Genomic DNA, 18,963 nt, shown 5'->3' on the forward strand with positions numbered 1-18,963 from the left:
AGTTCTATGCCGCGAGACGCAACTGCTTTGGACCCTCCAACAAGTCGACCAGTTCGTTACAATGTTGCGTCCAATTGTAGCGGCGTTCAATCAGAGTGCGGCCCTTTCTCGCCAGCCGACTCGCCTCGCCTGGTTCTTGTAAACGTCGCAAGACTCGTTCAAGCGCTCGTGCGATCGACCGACCATCGACTCCTTCCGCGACCAGGATGGGATCAACTTGGTTCAAGATCTCCGGAATCGCCCCAACCGGCGTCCCGAGCACTGGTGTCCCGCAAGCCATTGCTTCGACCATCACCAGACCGAAACCCTCTAATTGGAGACTCGGCATCAGGACAAGATCCGCAGCCTGGTAATATTGCCCGAGCTGGGATTCGGGAACAAACCCGATCAGACGTACGACATCGCTGAGTCCTTTCCGTTGTATGTCTGCTTGGAGTTGTTCACGCAAAAGGCCTTCCCCACCGATTACCAGCATCAGCTCGTGCTGTGTCCTGTTCAGCATCTCGATCGCACGCAACAGATTGTCGAGCCCCATCCTTGGCACAAGGTTTCGAACTGTGAAGAGAACCGTACGATTGCCCGGCAGATTGAGTGCTGCCTTCGCAAGTCGCCGATCCTCTAACGGGACGAAGGCATGCGGATCAACCGCCCCCGGGATGAGTGCCAAACGATCGACCGAAATAGCGTGCGTTCCTACGACTCGCTGGCGCATAAATTGACTGAGAACGGCCACATGGTGACATCGGGATATCACCGCGCGTTCTACTGAGCGCCTTGCCCGAAGATTGGCCTGTCGACGCAAGCTTGCCAGAGTCGAAGAAGTCTGACCTTGCCTCGTTTCATATTCCTCATGAGCAAGAGAGTGACACATATAAATCCATCGGGACGCCGCATGACGACGAACCAGAATTGGGCCCAGGCCTGCCAGCGCCTGGTGAATGATGACGACATCCAGCGGTTCGGTCGCACATAAGCGATCGAACTGTTCAACCGATCGACGCACTGAAGACCAGAGAAACGCCGCTTCGTGCTTGCGACTGACTGAATAGCGCCACTCGCGAATGCCGCTCATCTCCAGCACCCCCTCCGATGCATGCTCGGAAGCCCGCGTCAGCAGCTCCACGTGATGTCCCAACATCGCCAATCCAAGGGCTTGGTTGCGAAGAACCCGTTCCGCTCCGCCGATGACTCGCTCAGCGGAAACTTCAGCCAACAACAGAATATTCATAAGTTGGCCTTCGTTGCCATTCGTTCAGAATCGTCGGCGCATAAACCTCGATGCCAAAGCTCCAGCACCATCAGCGCATACAATTGATCTGAAAAGTTTCGGCGGCCGCTCTCATGTTGCCCCAGCAACCACCGCACATAAGCCGGTTTGACATACCCCCGGTCCTTGATCACATCGTCCGTTAACAGATCGTGTGCCATCTCGCGAAGGTCTTCTCGAAGCCATCGAGCCATGGGTACCATGAATCCTTGTTTGGGTGCATGAAGAATTCGATCCGGCAGAAGACCCCGCAACATTCGACGCATAAACCCTTTCAATTCCCAACCAGTGAGACGTACTGGGGAGGGAATTCGCAGTGCTGTGGCCAAGAGCTGATGATCGCAAAACGGGACACGCAACTCGAGCGAGTGCACCATGCTCATACGGTCGGCCATGTGCAGGAGATCGTCAGGCAGATAACTCTGTAGGTCGACGCCCATGGCACAGTCCGTCGGGTCGGACGATGGCCACTGGTTGAACAGATCCTCACCCGGTCCAAGCAGCCTCTCGTTGACAAACATCGCTGCCAACCGCTCTCCCCAGAGGATACCGTCCCATTCGGCTGGAATGAACGTGGTCCAGCGGCGGTATTGCTCGGGAAGCGACAAATGTCCATCGCCCAGAAATCGTTTCATGCGGGCGGCTTGATCACGAGCGTTTCCATGTTCGCCGATACGCCTGCTCCATTGAGCCATGTGCTCCCGCAGCACCCGAGGAATTCGTTGATACTGCGCTGCGGTGCGGAGGCCCAAATAGCGAGGATATCCACCGAAAAGCTCATCTCCGCCGATGCCCGAAAGAGCAACCGTGACAGTCTGTCGCGCAACCTCCGAAACGAGATACGTGGGGATAGCCGACGAATCGGCAAATGGCTCCCCCATGCCCTCCACCACTTTCTCGATCAGCGCGACCGCATCCGGTCTCAGAATCGTCTCCGAATGAACGGTCTTGAAGTGATCAGCCAACAATCGCGCCGATTCCAGCTCGCTGAATGATTGGTCGAAGGGATGCTCATACCCGATCGAGAACGTCTTGACCGGCCCACTCTGTGCTCTTGCCATCATGGCTAACAATGACGCCGAATCGATACCGCCCGAGAGAAATAACCCTAACGGGACATCACTGACCAGATGGGCTTGCACGGTCTCTTCAAAAGTATGCAACACCTCTCGGTTTGCCTCTTTAGCGGTCCATTGGTCGTGAATGTGGAGCGTTTCCTCAGGACGGTAGTACCGCAACAACTCCGTTCGTCCGTCCGATATGCTCATCGCTTCGCCGGGACGCAATTGATGTACTCCTGCGATCATCGTGTCCGGCCCTGGTACATACAAATACGTTAGATACTCGGCGACCCCTTCCGGCCGGAGCCGCCAATCCGGCAAGGCTTCGAGCAAAGACGGAATCTCCGAGGAAAATATGACGGAAGGCTCCCTACCGGCTTGGCATTGACGGATCGCATAGTACAGCGGTTTGATACCAAGGCGATCACGGACCAACCACGCAGAACGGCGTTCCTGATCCCACAGCGCTATTGCAAACATTCCTCGCAATCGGCGAAAAGCCTCAAATCCTTCGTCCTCGTACAGGTGGACCAAGACTTCGGTATCACAGCGAGTCGCGAGGCGGTGCCCTCTGCTCATGAGCTCTTGCCGCAATTCTCGATAGTTATAGATCTCTCCGTTCATGACGACCCAAACCGTCCCCCTCTCATTGCGGACTGGTTGCTGTCCCCCGACTGGATCAATCACCCGAAGCCTCCGAGCGCCAAGCGCGACTCCAGGCTGACGATACATCCCCTCTTCGTCCGGACCACGATGGATTAGACGCCGCAGCATGGGTTGGAGTGCCGAACCGTCATCCTCTCCTATGACTCCACAAATGCCGCACATTTCACTACTTCTCCCTTTCAAGCACGAGACGGTCACGGCGTTCCAATTCTTCTCGCTCCCGTTCATGACGGGGCGAAACCGACTGAGGTGGAACGTCCACCGGCTCGTACCGCGTATGCTTGACGCTTCCGAGCGACTCGAGTAGTGCCCGCACACCAAGCGCCGCCACCGCTCCCAAGAGACAAAGAAAGAGAATCGTCCCCCATGCACGCAGGGTGCGTTTCCACGACCGACGGTATGTGGGATCTTGACTCATCACCCTTTTCCTGGTTGTTGAGCGACAATTTCAAACGACGGAGCGCATATGATGCGTCCGCCTGTTGCGTGGTACAGGGTCTGGGTAAATGGCCACAGCAGCGCGCGGCTTACCGTCCATTTCAATCGACTGAACCAGGGATGCACGGGCGAAAGCGGTCCTCGACTCGGTCTGGAATTGCGCAGACTAATGACCTTGAGACCGACACTTGCCATGAGCGTCTTCAAGGCCCTGGTCGTATACAGATACCAGTGAAACGCTTGGTCATATTGCGAACCGATCCAGCGGGCCGGTTCCCGCATCGGCAAATGAAAGTCTCCGTTTGTGGCCCGTACAATTACCAACCCTCTGGGCACGAGGAGATCGGCCGCCTGCCGAAGCATGGTCAAGGGATCGGCCACGGTTTCCAGCACGTTGATCAAGGCCACAACATCAAAATGCCGAACCTCTTCACCACTCTCAAGCGTGTGCGGCGGCAATATCGTCAATCCCTTTCGAGCGGCACGAGTCACAGCCTGTTCCGATAACTCGATTCCCGTACAGTCCCATCCGGCTCGTCGACAGAGCAGTAAGAACTCTCCATCTCCACATCCAACATCAAGCAACGCCCCCGGCGACGACCGATACAGGGACAAGTGCTTCAACACACTCTGGTACACCGGCTGCCGATCATCACACGCCTCAACCGCCCCGTAGTCGCGGTCGTAGGCTTCACGAAAATAGTCTTCGACCGATTCGCGACTCGGACGAGGATAGAGAAAAACAAGGTCGCACGCAGGACAGCGAACATATCGTCGCGTTGGAGTGTGAAACACCTCAACCGGTCGCTCTACAGCTCCGCATGCACACCGAATAACAGCTTCTTGTTGATCGATTGCCGTAATCATGCCGCTTCCTTCTGTACCTCTCGCTGAGCGAAGTCTGCTGAGCGGCACAGCGCTGGCATCGCTTCTTCGATTGCCTTGATCGTGTTTTGAACCATCTTCTCTGACGTAAAACGCGCTGCAACCTCTTTTTGTCCCTCCTTTCCTAGACATGCAGCCAAACAGGGATCATGAAGCAGGGTCCGAATCGCTACTTGCAATGCCTGGGAATTCCGCGGCGGCACCAGCAAACCGTGAATGCCGTCGCGGATGAGCTCCGGGACACCGTTGACATTGGTTGCGACGACAGGGCGAGACATGGCCAGGGCCTCGAGCAGCACGAAAGGAAATCCTTCAGAGAGAGAAGGCACCACGACCACATCTGCCGCCGCATACCAATCGACCACGTCATTCCGCGCTCCTGCAAAACGACAGGATTGTTCAACGCCCTTCTCTCTTGCCATGGCCCGAAGCGATTCTCGGCATTCACCTTCGCCAGCAAACAAGCAGACGAGTGACGGCCATTCTGCTAGAAGCGCAGGTAACGCCTCGATTAAATACCGATGGCCCTTTTGTTCCGTGAGTCTGGCAACGGTGAGGAGCACTGGTCCGCTGCCTGCACACCATTCCCTCCTGATCCTGGTGCGATCTCCCCTGCAGAAGAGGAGCGCAGGGTCAACTCCATTCCACACCGTAGTCGTCTTCGGTGCCGCGCTGGGACAGTCGGCAATGACGTCTTGTCTAAGCGCCTCCGACACACAAATCACTCGATCTGTCAGCGGCAGCACCACGCGCAGGGTGACGCTGTAGACGTATCGTTGGATGGAATTGACCTCATAATCCCTGATGGAGTTGTGCACGGTCGACACCACGCAAGGGACTCCGGCCAACCAGGCTGCAAGACGGCCGTAGACGTTCGCACGAGCTCCATGGGTCTGTAGAATTGAGACCTCCTCCCTCCTGAGGACCTGTGCTAGTCGTGCGAGCGCAAGCGGGTTGAAGAGCGGCGCCAGATGCACCACGTCGGTTGGAATCCCTATTGCTTTCATTTTCTCCACGAACAGGCCCGGCTCCGGACAAATTAAGAATGGGGAAAATCGGTTGCGGTCCAACCGATCGAACAGCAATTCCAAGTACCGTTCTCCTCCCCCGTTTCCGGCTGAGCCGGCAAGCTCTGCGAGAACGACCGGCTTCACGGCTTCCTCCCCACAATCAACAGGCTACCGCGCAAATGGGACACGACGTAGAACGGCCATTTAGCCCAATCGATGCCGTGCTGCCGCAAGGACCGATGGCAATCTTGTGTATCCTCACCGAGAAAAAACCGTGTTTCCGCTATGTCGAAACCGGTTTGGCGCAGCATGTCGATCAATTCATGCATGGCGTACTCGCGGGCGTGCGGGCGCCATTCATCATCGGGGTTGTGATAGCCCGGCGGCGCAAGCCGATCGTTCGACGTCCGACCGATCAAAAGCTTGAAGACGTTCCCGATCCGGGTCACGTTCGGAGTCGTCAGAACGACATGACAACCCGATCCCAATATGCGATAGGCTTCCGATAGCAAATGGAACGGTGACGTCAAATGTTCGATGATTTCCAGCGCAAATACCAACTGGACGGAGTTATCCGGAAGAGGCACTTTCTCGCAATATCCTTTGCTCTGAAACTGCCCTCCTGTCGGATCGAGATTGACGGCATGAATGTCCGCCTGCACATCTCGATGCATGAAGTGAATGAACTCGTCTGAAACCATCAGACCAGCGCCGAACAACCGAGCCAGGTTTGTGTAGTCCAGTCTGCGCAAGAGCCGCAAGAGGCTTCCAGGAAACGGGCCTAAATCGACGATCGTTTGTTTCTCAGACGGCAATCTACGCAAGCCGCTTTTCAAGGCCACATGCAATCGGTCACGGCATTTCATCGCATGGTGCATGGGAATGGTAAAGCGTGTGTCACCTTGCCCGAACGCCTCGTAGGGAGACGGCTGGTATGTTCTCAATAGGTCGAGAAAGCGATGTCTGGTCAGTTCATACGCCATCACACGGCCCTGGCCTGTGGAGAAGTGTGTCTCTGCGCGAAGGACGATCGAAGGGTTTGCCAGTGCGGCACTAGGGCCACCGAAAGCATCATGAGGCACGGTAAGACAGGCAAAGCATACCGACCGGCTTCCACCGTGAATGGAACGTAGCTCGCTGTAAGTCCGACAGGAAAGAGATAGAGCGGCAGAAGTTCTCGCCAGCGTTTTCGATGAACCCAGGTGCTGCATATGGCGACAACAAGAAAGCCCGGCACCACGAGAAGTCGTTTGAGCAGACTGTATGCTGCCACCGTCCATCCTCGCTCTTCCGCATCCTTCTGCAATCCACGCGTCAGCCCCTCTCCATTGACTAAATAGAACGAATTGCCGATCCAGAAATCCCACACCCTCGTGAAGGTCAAACCGACATAGCCGATAGGATCGGCTGCGATCCGACTCAGGCCTTTTTCACGTAACAGCTGATCTGTTTGCACGTCGTACATCGCGTGCGCATAGGGAAGCGGGGTGATGCCGGCACTTTCCCAGATGGCCTGCTCTCGCTCCGGCGGCATCGGCCAACTTCCACGAGATATCGGATCGCTCCCCATCCACAATCCTGCCCCGATCCCTGCTGAAACAGGAACGATGTCATGAAATACGACGTAATTTCGTAGCGACCAAGGGATGATGAGCGTGGCACAGGTTGCGCCGTATACAATCACATAGCCGATCTTGCGTGAAAGGCGATCCCTGTCGATCCACAGAAGTCCCGTGAGAAGCAGCGCCAGAGCCAGCACCACCGGCTTACATAAGATGGTTACACCAGCTGCAAGACCCACGAACGCACATCGACGGCTGGATGGACTTTGACGACAGACGACAGTTGCCCAGAGCCAGACGCTCATGAGGAGCGTGAGAAGCGCTTCGCTCCTGATCCTCGGATCATATGTCCAATAGGCGGGATAGAGGAACACGAGAGCGGCGGTCCAAGCTCCAATCCATGACCCCCACAATGCGGTCGCGACTCGATACATGCACCATGCAGTACCGAGATCGAAGAGCACGTGCAGCATCGGAACCCATTCCGGCCGATGACCCACGAAGGTATAGAAGCCGGCGAGTACCAGAGGATAGAGAGGACCGACATGCGCTGCCGGATTGACTCCGTCGGCTGTGAACTGATGCAGGGTCGCGAGATTCCACGCCAACCTATCGAATAGCTGATCGACGGCAAACGCATGGCCAGGGGCATGCAGAATGACCCAGGTTCGGGCGAATAGACCGACAACCATTGCAGAGAGAAGGAGCATCTGGGGTTTCCCTATGATTGGGGAATCAGACCAATTCATTTGATGCAAACCCCGATCAAATTGGTGTCGTCCGTGACCCCTTCGCGATACTCGATATCGTCGGGAACAAGTTCATGTAAGGCAGGTCCTCCTTGTGCTTGGCTCATCACACTTCCAAGCCAATGACGAATGGGCCGTGGAACGCAATTGCGGAGGCCGACCGGATCCAAATTGCGCAGGCGGTCCATGGAGCGTTCAACCGCCTTGAGACGATGCCCTTGGCGGCGACCGAACCAGCGGATAGTCGAAAAATGCGGTTGCAGCAAAGCCTTGAATTCGTCCGGCATATATTCACGAACGTGGTACGGATCGTCGGGAATCGCTCCCCGACCCTTTCCGTGCGGGGTGAATATGATGAGCGCGCCGTTTGGTTTCAGCACCCGAGTCAGTTCAGACACAAAACGACGATCATCCTGGACATGCTCGATGGTGTCTTGTGAGACGATGCAGTCGAACGACGCATCTCGAAATGCCAGGACACAAGCGTCCATCGCAAGAAACACGACGTTCGATCGAGGATAGTCCACCCGGCATTTGGCGACAACGTCAGGAGCGCAATCGATCCCCACGATTCGACCGGCACAGGTACCCAAGTAGTCGCTGCCATAGCCGGTACCACATGAAAGGTCCAAGACGCACCGCTCCTCAAGCGGTCCAAGTTGGCGAGCCGCCCACACATATCCTGATAGATTCACGACATACTGCGTATCTGTAGGATAAGCGGCCCTTCGCTCCACGGTTGCCCCTACTCTCTGTTTGGCCCGGTCCACACGAGCCTTGATGGAACCGGCTGCCCCCAGTGCCAGAGTCGTCGTACAACCGAGGCATACATGTCGAGCGAACAGTCATTCACGGTCGACGAGCGGCGACGGACCGCACCGATCAGCCGCACGACCGCGCCGAGCGCGATCCACGCTTTCATGATCCAACGCTTGAATAACGGAAAGTGCTTTTCCACGTAGCGGATACGGCTGAACTCCCATACGAGGTTCAGTCGAGTACGATCTCGCTCTCCGCTCCGGCCGATCAAATGTACGATGTCTGCGTCGGCCAGGTGCCGAATGCGATAGCCCCGCTGATGAAGGGCTCGGCATAGATCGACATCTTCAAAATACATGAAGTAGCCTTCATCCAATCCGCCGCAGGCCCTCATCAGATCCGTCCGAACCATCAAGCAGGCTCCATTAATCCAGCCCACATCTTGCGATTTCGTGCAGTCGATCGCTTGCCTTGCCGCCAACGCCTCCTGCCATGTCGGAGCGAATTTTTGAAGGAAGGATGTGTGGATGAGATGATCCTTGATCGAAGGGAACGGGAAACAGGACTGGTATAGCCGGCCGTTTTCCGTCCATTGTTTGCACCCTACGGCGCCGATCTCCGGATCTCCATCAAGACATTCCACCATCCGATCCAATGCCTGCCGTCGCACCAACGTATCGCTGTTCAACATGAGGAGATATCGTCCAGTACCAGCTTCCAACGCTTGATTGACGCCCTTTGCGAATCCCCGGTTCTCGTGATTCACGATGAGGTGTACCGTGGGATAGCTTGTGCGAATGGATTCCACCGTCGCGTCCTTGGAGTCGTTATCGACGACGATTACTTCGAATCGGGTCGTGAGATTGGACTCGAACACCGATCTCAGGCACTCAAGCATGATGACTCTGGTGTTATAACTCACGATCGCGATGGATAGATCCACGGGGTCGTCGGACATTACGCGCCTACCTGCGATTGATAGTTCCATAGTGTCTTGAGTCGCGGCCGCTCAACCTGCCAGAGATACCAACCGAATACTCCGGCCGTCGCCATGGCTAGGATTTCCGGTGTCCAGGGGATGGCGATGCGGGTCTGACCGACTCCGGTCCACAGCAATGCGCCGGCCACCAGGCCAAAGAGTCCGGTTCGGCCAAGCGATACAAACATATCGTCAGTCGAAGTGCCGAGAAGCCGGCGCGTTTCCATCACTTGCATAGTTGTGCCGAACACATAGCTTGCCGTCAGCGAGACCGCGGCGCCGAACACTCCGAGCGAGACCGTCATGGGAACGATCATCGTCAAGTACAGAGCACATTGTGCGAACCAACTTTTCACCTGAAGATCAGGCCGTCCCAAGCCATAGTGCAAGGAAGCCATGACACTGGCGTAACCGGCACAGACGGAATAAATGCAAAAGACTTGCAGAGAGTCGCTGATGGTGGTCCATTGCGGGCCGAATACGATCGGAACCATGATGGGTGCCAAGGAACCTATTGCGACGGCAAGGGGAATATAGACGATGCCGATAAGTCCCATCTGCAGATCGAAGACACGAATCAGACCGAGTTGATCCCGCTGCAATGAAGCATAGGTCGGTACGCTGATTTGCTGCATGAGCGCTGTGGCACGAGCACCGATCAGGAGCGGAATGGTCAGCGCTACCTGATAAAATCCCAACGCTTCGGGTCCCAGCAGACGACCGATCACCAGCTCTCCCCCGGTCATGACGCCGAATGCGCACAGCGTGGTCAGGTTCGAATGTCCACCATACCGGACGAAATAAGAGAGCGCCGATAGCTTAAGGGACCGACCTGGAATACACGGTGCGATTCGGAAAGAAAGAAGACTCCCGATCGTCAAGCCGACCAACTGTCCGATGACCAGCGCCCACACGGTCCGATAGAGGATGGCGATGGTAAGGGTCACGACTGCTTCCACGATGCGTCGGACGACATCGATCGCGACTCTTCGACGCAAGTCCAGCTTCTTCAGCATGAGCGCCAAAGCTGGGCTTTGGAGCCCTTGGATGATCAGGGCCCATGCATGGACTCGCAATAGAGACTCCAGCGCCGGCATGCGCATGATCTCACCGATCACACCCGCCATAATCCAGATCCCGCTGGCCATCAAGAGCCCTCTGGCGACAGACAATGTCCAGGCCGCCGCGAGGTCGTCTTCGCTGACGATCTCTTTGGCAATGAGTGCCGAGTCCAACCCCAGCTCACTGATGGTGAGCATTGCCAGCAAGACGGCGGCAGAGGCCGCCATCACACCGAAATCGGCCGGAGTCAGAATTCGTACCAATACCGCCAATTGAATGGCCGCGATCACTTTATCGAGCAGGAATCCTCCTCCGGTCCACCAACCGGCCCGGAGAATCCTCTGGCGTAAACGCAACGGACTCGATTCAGCGTCCTGGATACTCATCGACGACAAGTCAGTCATGGCCTTTTGGAACCGTGATTTGTTTAAGCCGCCGATTTCATTTCCGCAACCGCGTGATCACAAACCTGATCAAGTTGCGCAGCCCGCGAGGCCCAGGTATGAGATTGGACCACGGCCATCCGTCCCCGTTCGCCCATACTTCTCCGAAGACCTTGGTCGACTAAGAGACAAAGAAGTTGACGGGCAAGATCGGTAGGATCCTCGGCTTTAGCCGACAAACCACAGCGCAACTCCTCAACGGTGTCCCCATATCCAGGACCGGTTGTCGCAACAACAGGTCGCCCGCAAGCCAGGTATTCCCACAGCTTCATCGAATCTCCAGGGTAGGAACGAGTCTTCCGATGCAACACCACACAGACATCTGACGCCGCGATCCACTTTGGAATCATGTCGAAGTCGACACGCCCGATGAATTGAACGTGAGCAGAGAGTTGTAACTGTCGAACCTGTTCCTCGAGAGCCCTTTTCGTTTGTCCATCTCCGACCATGAGACATTGAACCGTGGGGAAGGACCTCGCAAGGACGGCGATGGCGGCGACGAGTGTGTCGAGACCATGCCAGGGGAAGAATCCACCGACAAATGTGATGTAAGGGCCCTGAAGAGAGAGGCCGAGTTCCGCTCTGAGTTGTTTTTGAGGCTGTGGAAAGAAGTGATCCGGATCAACCCCATTTCTGATGACGGAACATCGCTTCGTATTGATGGGTTCTAACTTCCCAAGACCGATCAATACCTCCGGACACACGCTTACTAATGCGGTCGCCTTCCTGGAAGCGAGACGAAGACCATAGGAGAGTAGCCCGTGAAGAGGCTGACGGCTCCATAGGCCTTGGATTTCCTCAAGAGGAAGTCCGTTTACAAAATACACAACCGGACAATTGCTGGTTCTAAGTGCCCAGAGCGGGGCCAGCTGTCCCGGTGAATCAAACCACAGCAACACCTCTGGACGCCGTGCCAACAAAAGCCTTTTCAACATTCTCATGGAACCCCAGAAAAAAGAAAAAGGGCGCAACCCACCCCACCGCACCACTGGGACAAACGCAGCATGCACCTGAGTCGAAGCCGCGAGGGCGATTCTCTTTCGCTCTGACTGCGGAGCCACTAGAGTGACTTCGTGACCGCGCAATGCGAGTGCCTTGGCAAGCTCCAGCACCTGTCGGGAACCACCGGCAGCCACCCCAATGTCTTCATCACAATACGTGAGAATGCGCACGCCGGATGACTCCCAGGTCTTTGCCGACCCATTGACGAAGTTGCTCTACGATAGCCGTCCAGGAGAACCTCTCTTCAACAAATCGACGCCCCTGCCTACCCAACCGCGCACACCGACCTGGATCATTCAACAGGGCAAGAATCGCATCGGCCAGCGGACGAGGATCGTCCGGCTGGACAAGCTGCACACCGCTGTCAGGAGTAAATGTCGATACGACGCTGGGGATCGCGCTTGCGACGACCGGACGATGGCAGGCTAAATAGTCAAAGAGCTTAACCGGCGAAGTTTCTCCTCGATCCCCGCGGAATGGTGCGACACACACGCTCATCGCACCAATCCAAGTCGGCACCTCCCAGTAAGGGACTCGGCCAACCCACGTAACACTGCCGCCGAATCCCATCTCCTTGGCCTGTTGCTTCAGTTCTTCAACCGCTTCTCCGTCCCCCACAAGTAGAAGCTCAGCCGATGGATGGACCCGCCTGACCAACACCATCGCGTCGAGCAAACAAGCCAATCCTTGGTATCGATAGAAGCTTCCGACGAACCCGACGTACGGCCGATCCGGCAAAAGCCCCAGTTCCAGGCGACTGGCCACCGCCTCTCGCGCGGCAAACCGTTGCACATCGGTGCCACTCGGAAGTACAGCGATCCGCTCAAGCGGGACCCCATACCGTTCCTGAAGCAATGCCCGCAATCCCTCTGTCAGAACAACGATGCGATCGCAACGTTTCAACGCCAACCGGGTCAACAGATGCGTGAACCCACGGACAAGCTTTCTCTGGTTTCCAGGCCATTGGGGAACTGGTTCGCCGTTGACTTCGCAGACGCACGGCACGCGGAGCAATTTGGCCAAGATTAGTGCATGCGGACTGTCCATCCATCGGTAGTACACGATATCCGGCCTGATGATGAGCGCTTGCATCAGGCCATGCACGAACGACAACAACGCATATGACAGTGGACGGATCAGCGGCAGATGAATAAGGGGAATCGGAATGACCGTACAGATTCGTTGAGCTCGTGCCGATCGATACCGCGGAGGGAAAAGCGTCACTCTGTCTCCAACGTCGGTTAAGGCATCGGCCAGCGCCCAGATACGCACCAGTCCGACAGGATCATGCGGGGCATCCCGCTCATACCAATAACAAAAGAGAAACCACGTCACAGGGCCTCCTCTGGCTTGATCAATGGCTCGGCCTGGGTAGACAGGACGGGCAATAGCATGACTAACCCAGCGCAGAGCCAAAACGGTTCCATGATGCGGATGATGATGAATGTATTGGCTCCGATCCCATGCGCGAGCATGGCGACTAACGCCAAGAGAAACCCGTGTGCCAACCCTTTGGCAAAGGGATCGGCTTGAGACAAGAACGACTCACGGGCACAGCGCCAAAGTCGATAGATAATGAACCCAAAGGCGACCAGTCCGGCGAGACCGGTCTCACCGATGATTTTGACGTATTGCGCGTCGGCCCATGCATACCCAGTAATCCCTCGCCCAAGAATAGGATCATGGACCCAGTCCTTGAGAATATATGCCCATGATTTCAGGCGCTCCGTTGTAGAGAGGTCCAGTCCCACGTGACCCACTTTGATCTCTCCGCCATATTGACGGCCAAAAAATGTTTCATTGACCCGTTGTTTCACATTGGGAGGCGCCAGCAATGGAACCAATGCAATGACGACAAGCAACAGTGTCAGTACCCGCGGACGTCTCCACTGGGTCAACCCTACCGCCATGAGGAGGACGACGCCGGCCAGGTATGAAGATCGCGACAAGGTGGCCATCAAGGCCAAGACGGCAAATGCACCGAGTACCAACAATGCGACGCGAATCGGGCCGAACTGAACATGCAGCAAGAGCCCTGTCATGATAGCCAGAAGGAACACCAAGTAGCCGCCCAACGTATTCGGCTCTCCGCTTTCACCTTCAAACGGGGCTGAGGCACGCTGGCCGCTCGGTATTTGGGAAATCGCATACAAGCTGACAAGAAGGCCGACGGTAAGGAGGGCCACCACGAGGCCTACCACCTGCTGCTGAGACCGCACATGGTTGACGACCATAAAAAATACGAAAAAATATTCGAAGTACTTCAGAACAAAGAAAAACCCCGTCATGGGTCTGACATGTCCGTTCAGAACACCAACTAAAGTTGAGACAACACAGATCGCCATGTACGCAGCGATCGGTCGGTTCAGTGGTGTCTCACGAAATAAAGCCAGTTCACGATAGACAATGTTCTTGACTAACCAACTAAATCCAATGACAACTAATAGAATGTCGTCCATCCGAAACGACAACTCTCGCCCACCGACACCACGTCCTTCGATCCGCCCGATCGCGACCTCGGGAGACAACAGCATGGAAGCAATCAGCAGGTAGAGAGCAGCAGAGACGGAGGTGAAGGCCGTCAGAACGATCAAAAACCCCACGACGGCTTGCATGCCGACTGTGGGGGTCGTGAGTGTGAGACCAACTGCGGTGACGGCGGCTAGTACAGCGATAACCAGACTATCTTGGGGACTGATGGTTGCTTGTTGCATGACACGGAGCCTCCTCCGTCTGGTTATCGGTGCTCATACCGATAGAGTCCGTACTCCGGCGTCACTTCCGACTTCACATTGGTCAAGACCACGCCGAGAACATTCGCCTGGGCATGGTCGAGCAGGAATTTGGCTCGCTTCAGGGCGTTCCGCCCGATCCGACCAACCTGATACACCAAGATGGTCCCATCGACACGCGAGCTGAAGGCCACCGCGTCCGTCACGGGAAGAATTGGTGGTGTGTCGATCAGCACGATGTCGTAATCTGCTTGCATTTCTGATGTCAGCGTCTTGATTTTATTAATATTCAAGAACTCGTTGGGGTTTCCGGATTCTGACCCACTGGTGAGCACGTGAAGGTTATCCAACCCAGGGGTATTCATGACTCGATCGACACCAACGGTCCCAAGCATAAGATCCGTGGCCGAACGGACGTAGGATCGCCAGGAAGTGGCCCCGAGCAATGCATCGACCAATCCCGGCTCGCGGTCCAACCCCAGCCGTTGGTGCACGATCGGCTTGCGGAGATCGGCGTCCACCAGCAGCACCTTCATCCCTTCTTGAGCCATGGTGATCGCCAGGTTGATGACGCAGGTGCTCTTACCCTCTCCTAGACCGGCGCTGGTAAAAATAATCGATTTGACTCGGCGATCCATGCTGGCGAATTGAATGTTTGTCCGAAGCGAGCGAAGGCTCTCCGACAAGACGGATTTTGGGTCGAGAAGGCAGATCAACTTCGATAAACTCTCCGCCACAGCGGAAGGTGTATCAGGAGGCAGGGTTTCTTGGGCCATGTCTTTGAGCGCTTTGTGATCAAACTGGGGAATGATTCCCAAGACAGGCACTTTGAGAAACTCCTCGACCCCTTCGATGGTTCCTATGGAGGTATCAAAGGATTCACGACCGAACGCAAGCACAACACCCAGCACACATCCCATCAGCGATCCGATCATCAAGTTCAATGTGACGTTCGATGCGTTGATAGGTTTGTTCGGCGTCATGGCTGGAGCAATAATCGTCACTTCTTCAATCCGCTCTGCTCCTTTAATCAACAATTCCTGGTGTTTGGCCTTGAGGGTCGCCAGAAGATCCGTATTCACCTTGACCTCGCGTTCCAAGCGGCTCATGTGAATGGCGGATCGAGGGTACCCTAGATAGCGCTGTCGGTAGTGGTTCCGCTGTTTTTGAAGCGCGTTCTCTCGATCACTCAGCGTGGCCACCTTTGATTTCAGCTCCTGAATCATCTCCAACTTGACATTGTCGATCTTCTTTTGTTGTTCGGTGACTTGCGGATGATCGAACGTGTAATTGATCAGTAGGGTATCTCGTTCTTGGATCAGATCCAGCAGCCGTCGATTCAGGATTGTGAGGAGCGCACTCGGTTCTTCCGTAAAAATCCTCCCGTTCTTCTGATGACCGATCACGGCGTCCGATCGTTTCAAGACCTCGATTTGTCGCTGGCCTTCGGTGCGCTGTCGCAAGACGTCGTTGGACTGTTCTTCAAGCTTGGTGAAAGTATCCAACGCCGCTCGGGCTTCGTCCGAAAGAAACACCTGCCCTTCCTCTTCCTTGAAAGCCCGCAACGCTTCCTCGGAGTCATTGAGCCGCTTTTCCAAATTCTCCAGCTGTTCTTCGACGAACCGACGGGATTCGGTCACAAGTCGATTGCGCGCGGCGATATTTTCCACTCGGTAGGCCGTCGCTGCAGAATTGGCCATCCGTTCCGCCTGTTCCGGGTTATCAGACGTCGCTGAAATGCGAATGATGTTGGTATCACCCTCGCGTTGCGCCGCAATTTCTTGGCCGAGGTTGTACACAATGTTCAAATAGGTGGCCGAGCGTTTCTCCTCTTCTGACGAATCATGAGACACTCGTCCCAGATCCATCCCCACCCGCTCCATGACGGGAAAGCTTCGAATGAATTCGATCTGAGTGCTGAGATCGTTCACACTTGAGTATGAGAGCGACTCCAGGAGTTGCTGGGCCACCGTTGTACTGCGTTCGAACTTTACCCTTGCGGAGGCTTCGTATATTGGGTTTGGTTTCAGGAGCTCTGAGAAGAGGACCGTGAACAGTACCACCATGACGGCGGAAAGCAGGATCATGTACTTGCGCTTCTTCAGGATCAGCCAGTAATCGATGACGTTCAATTCGTATTGTGCCATCTGTGATCCGTTTCTCTACCTATCGATCTATGGCCTAACCGTCATGAACGCCGGGATCAGAAACGCCGGATAAAGCGGCATCATGGCGACTTGAACAATCGGCATCATCTTCAGCGCCGCTTCTTTCGCATCACCCAGGTGCTCACGTGGGACATAAATCACGTCATTCTCCTCGAGGGGGATGTTTCGCGAAAGATCGCCGTATGTGAATACACGCGCGAGGTCCGCCGTCAGAATATGCGGCTTGGTGAAATCTCCTCCTCGAACCACTCGAATCTCTTCCAATAGCGCGGTCTCTTGGAAGTTGTCTGCTGCGGCGAGGGCCTGCAGAACCGTCATATTCCTCGCCATGGGAACCATGCCGGGTTTCTTGACGTCCCCGAATACAAAGACGCGTTTGACCTTGAGCAGCTTTTTTTTCAGAGCGATCTGAGCACGGGGCTCTCGCATGAAGGGTCTGGCCGACTCCTGCACCCGCCGTTCAGCCTCAGCCACCGTGATACCTCCGACGTCGATCTCCATGAATCCCACGGATACGGATCCGTTCTCGCGTACCAAGCTGCTGTACTTTTCTTCTCCCGCTCCTCTACGGATAACGACCTCCAGGGTGTCTCCCGCCTCGATCGGTGTTTCCGAAGTTGGGACCGTCTCGTCCGCATACACATCGCCCTTCGGCAAGGGTGGAAGCGCATGAGGAGTTATAGGCACGGCGGATGGGGGCAAGGTGGATTGTCCGGGGTTTCGACAACCAGCCAGAAGCAAGAGCCCGATTTCGGCCAGCAATAGACCGACCGCTACTGATTCCTTCCGAAGCTGCCGCATACAGTCTCTCCTACAAGACTATCCCAGTTTGCACGACCTCCACGATATGCGAGGACGTGGCTTGCGACAGGTCCACCTCGCTTGTTTCCCCGAGCTTAGAAATCGCCACCAGAGGCCGGAGTGGATAGCGCGAATTGACCTTCGTCACCGTCCCGTTTTCGCCCGTATTGAGGCGTACGTCGGTTCCAATCGGATAGAGAGTGATCTGATCCCCCAAGGCTTTCAACACAGGGAGAGAAAACGCCGTCTTGGCATGGAGAAGCAACTCACGGACTCCCTGGTGGGGCGTAAGGCGCTTGCGATAGGGTCTTAGCGTGACCATCGCATCGAGTGTATCGACCATTCCAATGACCTGTGCAGACTCGGCAATCTGCCTGTCTTTAAGTCGACATGGATATCCGCTGCCATCACACCGCTCATGTTCCTGCGCAATGATCGTCGAGACCCATTCAAACGCACTACCCTGGCCCGCGAGAATCCGACGGCCTCGTTCAGGATGAGTACGAATCAGATCTCGTTCTTCCTCAGGTAGGGCTTCTCTTCTCTCGACGAGTGATACCGGGAGGGTCCACATACCGATGTCGTGCAACAGGCCTGCCAACACCAGCCGTTCCAAGTTCTGCTGAGAGTACTGTAGCCCCATGCCGACTTTGGCTCCCAAGACTGCGACATGGAGCGCATTGTCTAAGACATAGTCCTCGGCTTGATCGCTCAAGGCCCACCTGACGAGTTCGTCGCTGTGAGTGAGGAGCTGTACCAACTGTCTGGCGAGAGCTGTACATCCTGTGAGCTGTGGGCTCCTACTTGAACGAACCGCCTCTCTGATCTTCCATAGCTCATGCCTTGTCGAAACACACCAAGAACGATCGCTGTTCAGAGATGAGGATCCCAGCTTCGGGGACAATGCTCCCCCATTCTGCGAATCAGGCGTACGCTCTCGGATCAAGTCAGAAAGCCTTGCCACCCTTGTGTTTACTCCTGTGACTCTGGATGCATCATGACCTTACTTATTCACAACCTTTCTCGCGACAGGATCCGGCCGTGGGTTGAGCCTATTCAGCTCTCGCTCCAACGTGGCGCGGATGAAACCACTCGTCGTGTATCCCTGTTGCTTGAGGGCGTCGAGTTGCTCCTTCAACTCGATAGGAAGTTGAACAACAATGCGAACAAGCTTGGACATGATTGCGACTCCCTTTGGCAAAGTACTAGCCCGGCATGGAACTTCTGCACATGCTGTGCCTTGCTAGCATCTCGTTAACGGTATGAAAAAGCTGACACTTTTGCTGTTTTCTATCAGCATTTCTGCCGAAAAGCGCCAAAAACTGTCATTCATTACCGGTCTTGTACAGGAAGGAGCGGTTCCCGGAGGATGCAGCTAC

Annotated in this window: 17 protein-coding genes; all 17 read right to left on the reverse strand. The window is 55.5% G+C overall.

The genetic code is table 11. From position 1 onward, the window contains the following. Nucleotides 1–4 precede the first annotated feature (4 nt). Nucleotides 5–1,228, reverse strand: a complete 1,224-nt coding sequence (locus P0120_00345) for a glycosyltransferase family 4 protein (protein MDF0672779.1) — start codon at nucleotides 1,226–1,228, stop codon at nucleotides 5–7. After that, nucleotides 1,225–3,156 carry an asparagine synthase (glutamine-hydrolyzing) gene (gene asnB, locus P0120_00350; GenBank protein MDF0672780.1) on the reverse strand — a complete coding sequence of 644 codons (1,932 nt, stop codon included), beginning with the start codon at nucleotides 3,154–3,156 and terminating at the stop codon, nucleotides 1,225–1,227. Before asnB ends, P0120_00345 begins: the two co-directional genes overlap by 4 nt. A 4-nt stretch (nucleotides 3,157–3,160) precedes the next feature. Next, entirely contained in the window at nucleotides 3,161–3,412 is a 252-nt protein-coding gene (locus P0120_00355) for a hypothetical protein (GenBank protein MDF0672781.1), read from the reverse strand. Continuing rightward, entirely contained in the window at nucleotides 3,412–4,299 is an 888-nt protein-coding gene (locus P0120_00360) for a class I SAM-dependent methyltransferase (protein ID MDF0672782.1), read from the reverse strand. Before P0120_00360 ends, P0120_00355 begins: the two co-directional genes overlap by 1 nt. After that, nucleotides 4,296–5,471 carry a glycosyltransferase family 4 protein gene (locus tag P0120_00365; protein ID MDF0672783.1) on the reverse strand — a complete coding sequence of 392 codons (1,176 nt, stop codon included), beginning with the start codon at nucleotides 5,469–5,471 and terminating at the stop codon, nucleotides 4,296–4,298. Before P0120_00365 ends, P0120_00360 begins: the two co-directional genes overlap by 4 nt. Further along, nucleotides 5,468–6,310: a methyltransferase domain-containing protein gene (locus tag P0120_00370; protein ID MDF0672784.1), complete on the reverse strand. Its 843-nt coding sequence runs from the start codon at nucleotides 6,308–6,310 to the stop codon at nucleotides 5,468–5,470. Before P0120_00370 ends, P0120_00365 begins: the two co-directional genes overlap by 4 nt. Then, nucleotides 6,310–7,599, reverse strand: coding sequence for a glycosyltransferase family 39 protein (locus P0120_00375; protein ID MDF0672785.1), 1,290 nt, complete (start codon nucleotides 7,597–7,599; stop codon nucleotides 6,310–6,312). Before P0120_00375 ends, P0120_00370 begins: the two co-directional genes overlap by 1 nt. 35 nt (nucleotides 7,600–7,634) lie before the next feature. Next, nucleotides 7,635–8,375 carry a class I SAM-dependent methyltransferase gene (locus P0120_00380; GenBank protein ID MDF0672786.1) on the reverse strand — a complete coding sequence of 247 codons (741 nt, stop codon included), beginning with the start codon at nucleotides 8,373–8,375 and terminating at the stop codon, nucleotides 7,635–7,637. Nucleotides 8,376–8,383: 8 nt separating this feature from the next. Next, entirely contained in the window at nucleotides 8,384–9,355 is a 972-nt protein-coding gene (locus P0120_00385) for a glycosyltransferase family 2 protein (GenBank protein MDF0672787.1), read from the reverse strand. Further along, entirely contained in the window at nucleotides 9,355–10,824 is a 1,470-nt protein-coding gene (locus P0120_00390; GenBank protein MDF0672788.1) for an oligosaccharide flippase family protein, read from the reverse strand. The genes P0120_00385 and P0120_00390 overlap by 1 nt, the downstream gene beginning before the upstream one ends. A 41-nt stretch (nucleotides 10,825–10,865) precedes the next feature. Continuing rightward, nucleotides 10,866–12,053, reverse strand: coding sequence for a glycosyltransferase family 4 protein (locus P0120_00395; protein MDF0672789.1), 1,188 nt, complete (start codon nucleotides 12,051–12,053; stop codon nucleotides 10,866–10,868). Beyond that, nucleotides 12,031–13,218, reverse strand: coding sequence for a glycosyltransferase family 4 protein (locus tag P0120_00400; protein MDF0672790.1), 1,188 nt, complete (start codon nucleotides 13,216–13,218; stop codon nucleotides 12,031–12,033). Before P0120_00400 ends, P0120_00395 begins: the two co-directional genes overlap by 23 nt. Then, nucleotides 13,215–14,597 carry an O-antigen ligase family protein gene (locus tag P0120_00405; protein ID MDF0672791.1) on the reverse strand — a complete coding sequence of 461 codons (1,383 nt, stop codon included), beginning with the start codon at nucleotides 14,595–14,597 and terminating at the stop codon, nucleotides 13,215–13,217. Before P0120_00405 ends, P0120_00400 begins: the two co-directional genes overlap by 4 nt. A gap of 23 nt (nucleotides 14,598–14,620) precedes the next feature. Then, a complete protein-coding gene (locus P0120_00410) occupies nucleotides 14,621–16,762 on the reverse strand; it encodes a polysaccharide biosynthesis tyrosine autokinase (GenBank protein ID MDF0672792.1) in 2,142 nt (713 codons plus the stop codon). 27 nt (nucleotides 16,763–16,789) lie between these two features. Further along, complete coding sequence (locus P0120_00415) at nucleotides 16,790–17,584, reverse strand: SLBB domain-containing protein (GenBank protein MDF0672793.1); 795 nt, start codon at nucleotides 17,582–17,584, stop codon at nucleotides 16,790–16,792. A 10-nt stretch (nucleotides 17,585–17,594) separates the two neighbouring features. Then, on the reverse strand, nucleotides 17,595–18,299 hold the full coding sequence (locus P0120_00420; GenBank protein ID MDF0672794.1) for an HD domain-containing protein: 705 nt from the start codon (nucleotides 18,297–18,299) through the stop codon (nucleotides 17,595–17,597). A gap of 288 nt (nucleotides 18,300–18,587) precedes the next feature. Then, nucleotides 18,588–18,764, reverse strand: coding sequence for a YlcI/YnfO family protein (locus P0120_00425; protein ID MDF0672795.1), 177 nt, complete (start codon nucleotides 18,762–18,764; stop codon nucleotides 18,588–18,590). Nucleotides 18,765–18,963 lie beyond the last annotated feature (199 nt).

The organism is Nitrospira sp. (assembly GCA_029194675.1).
Taxonomy (GTDB): domain Bacteria; phylum Nitrospirota; class Nitrospiria; order Nitrospirales; family Nitrospiraceae; genus Nitrospira_D.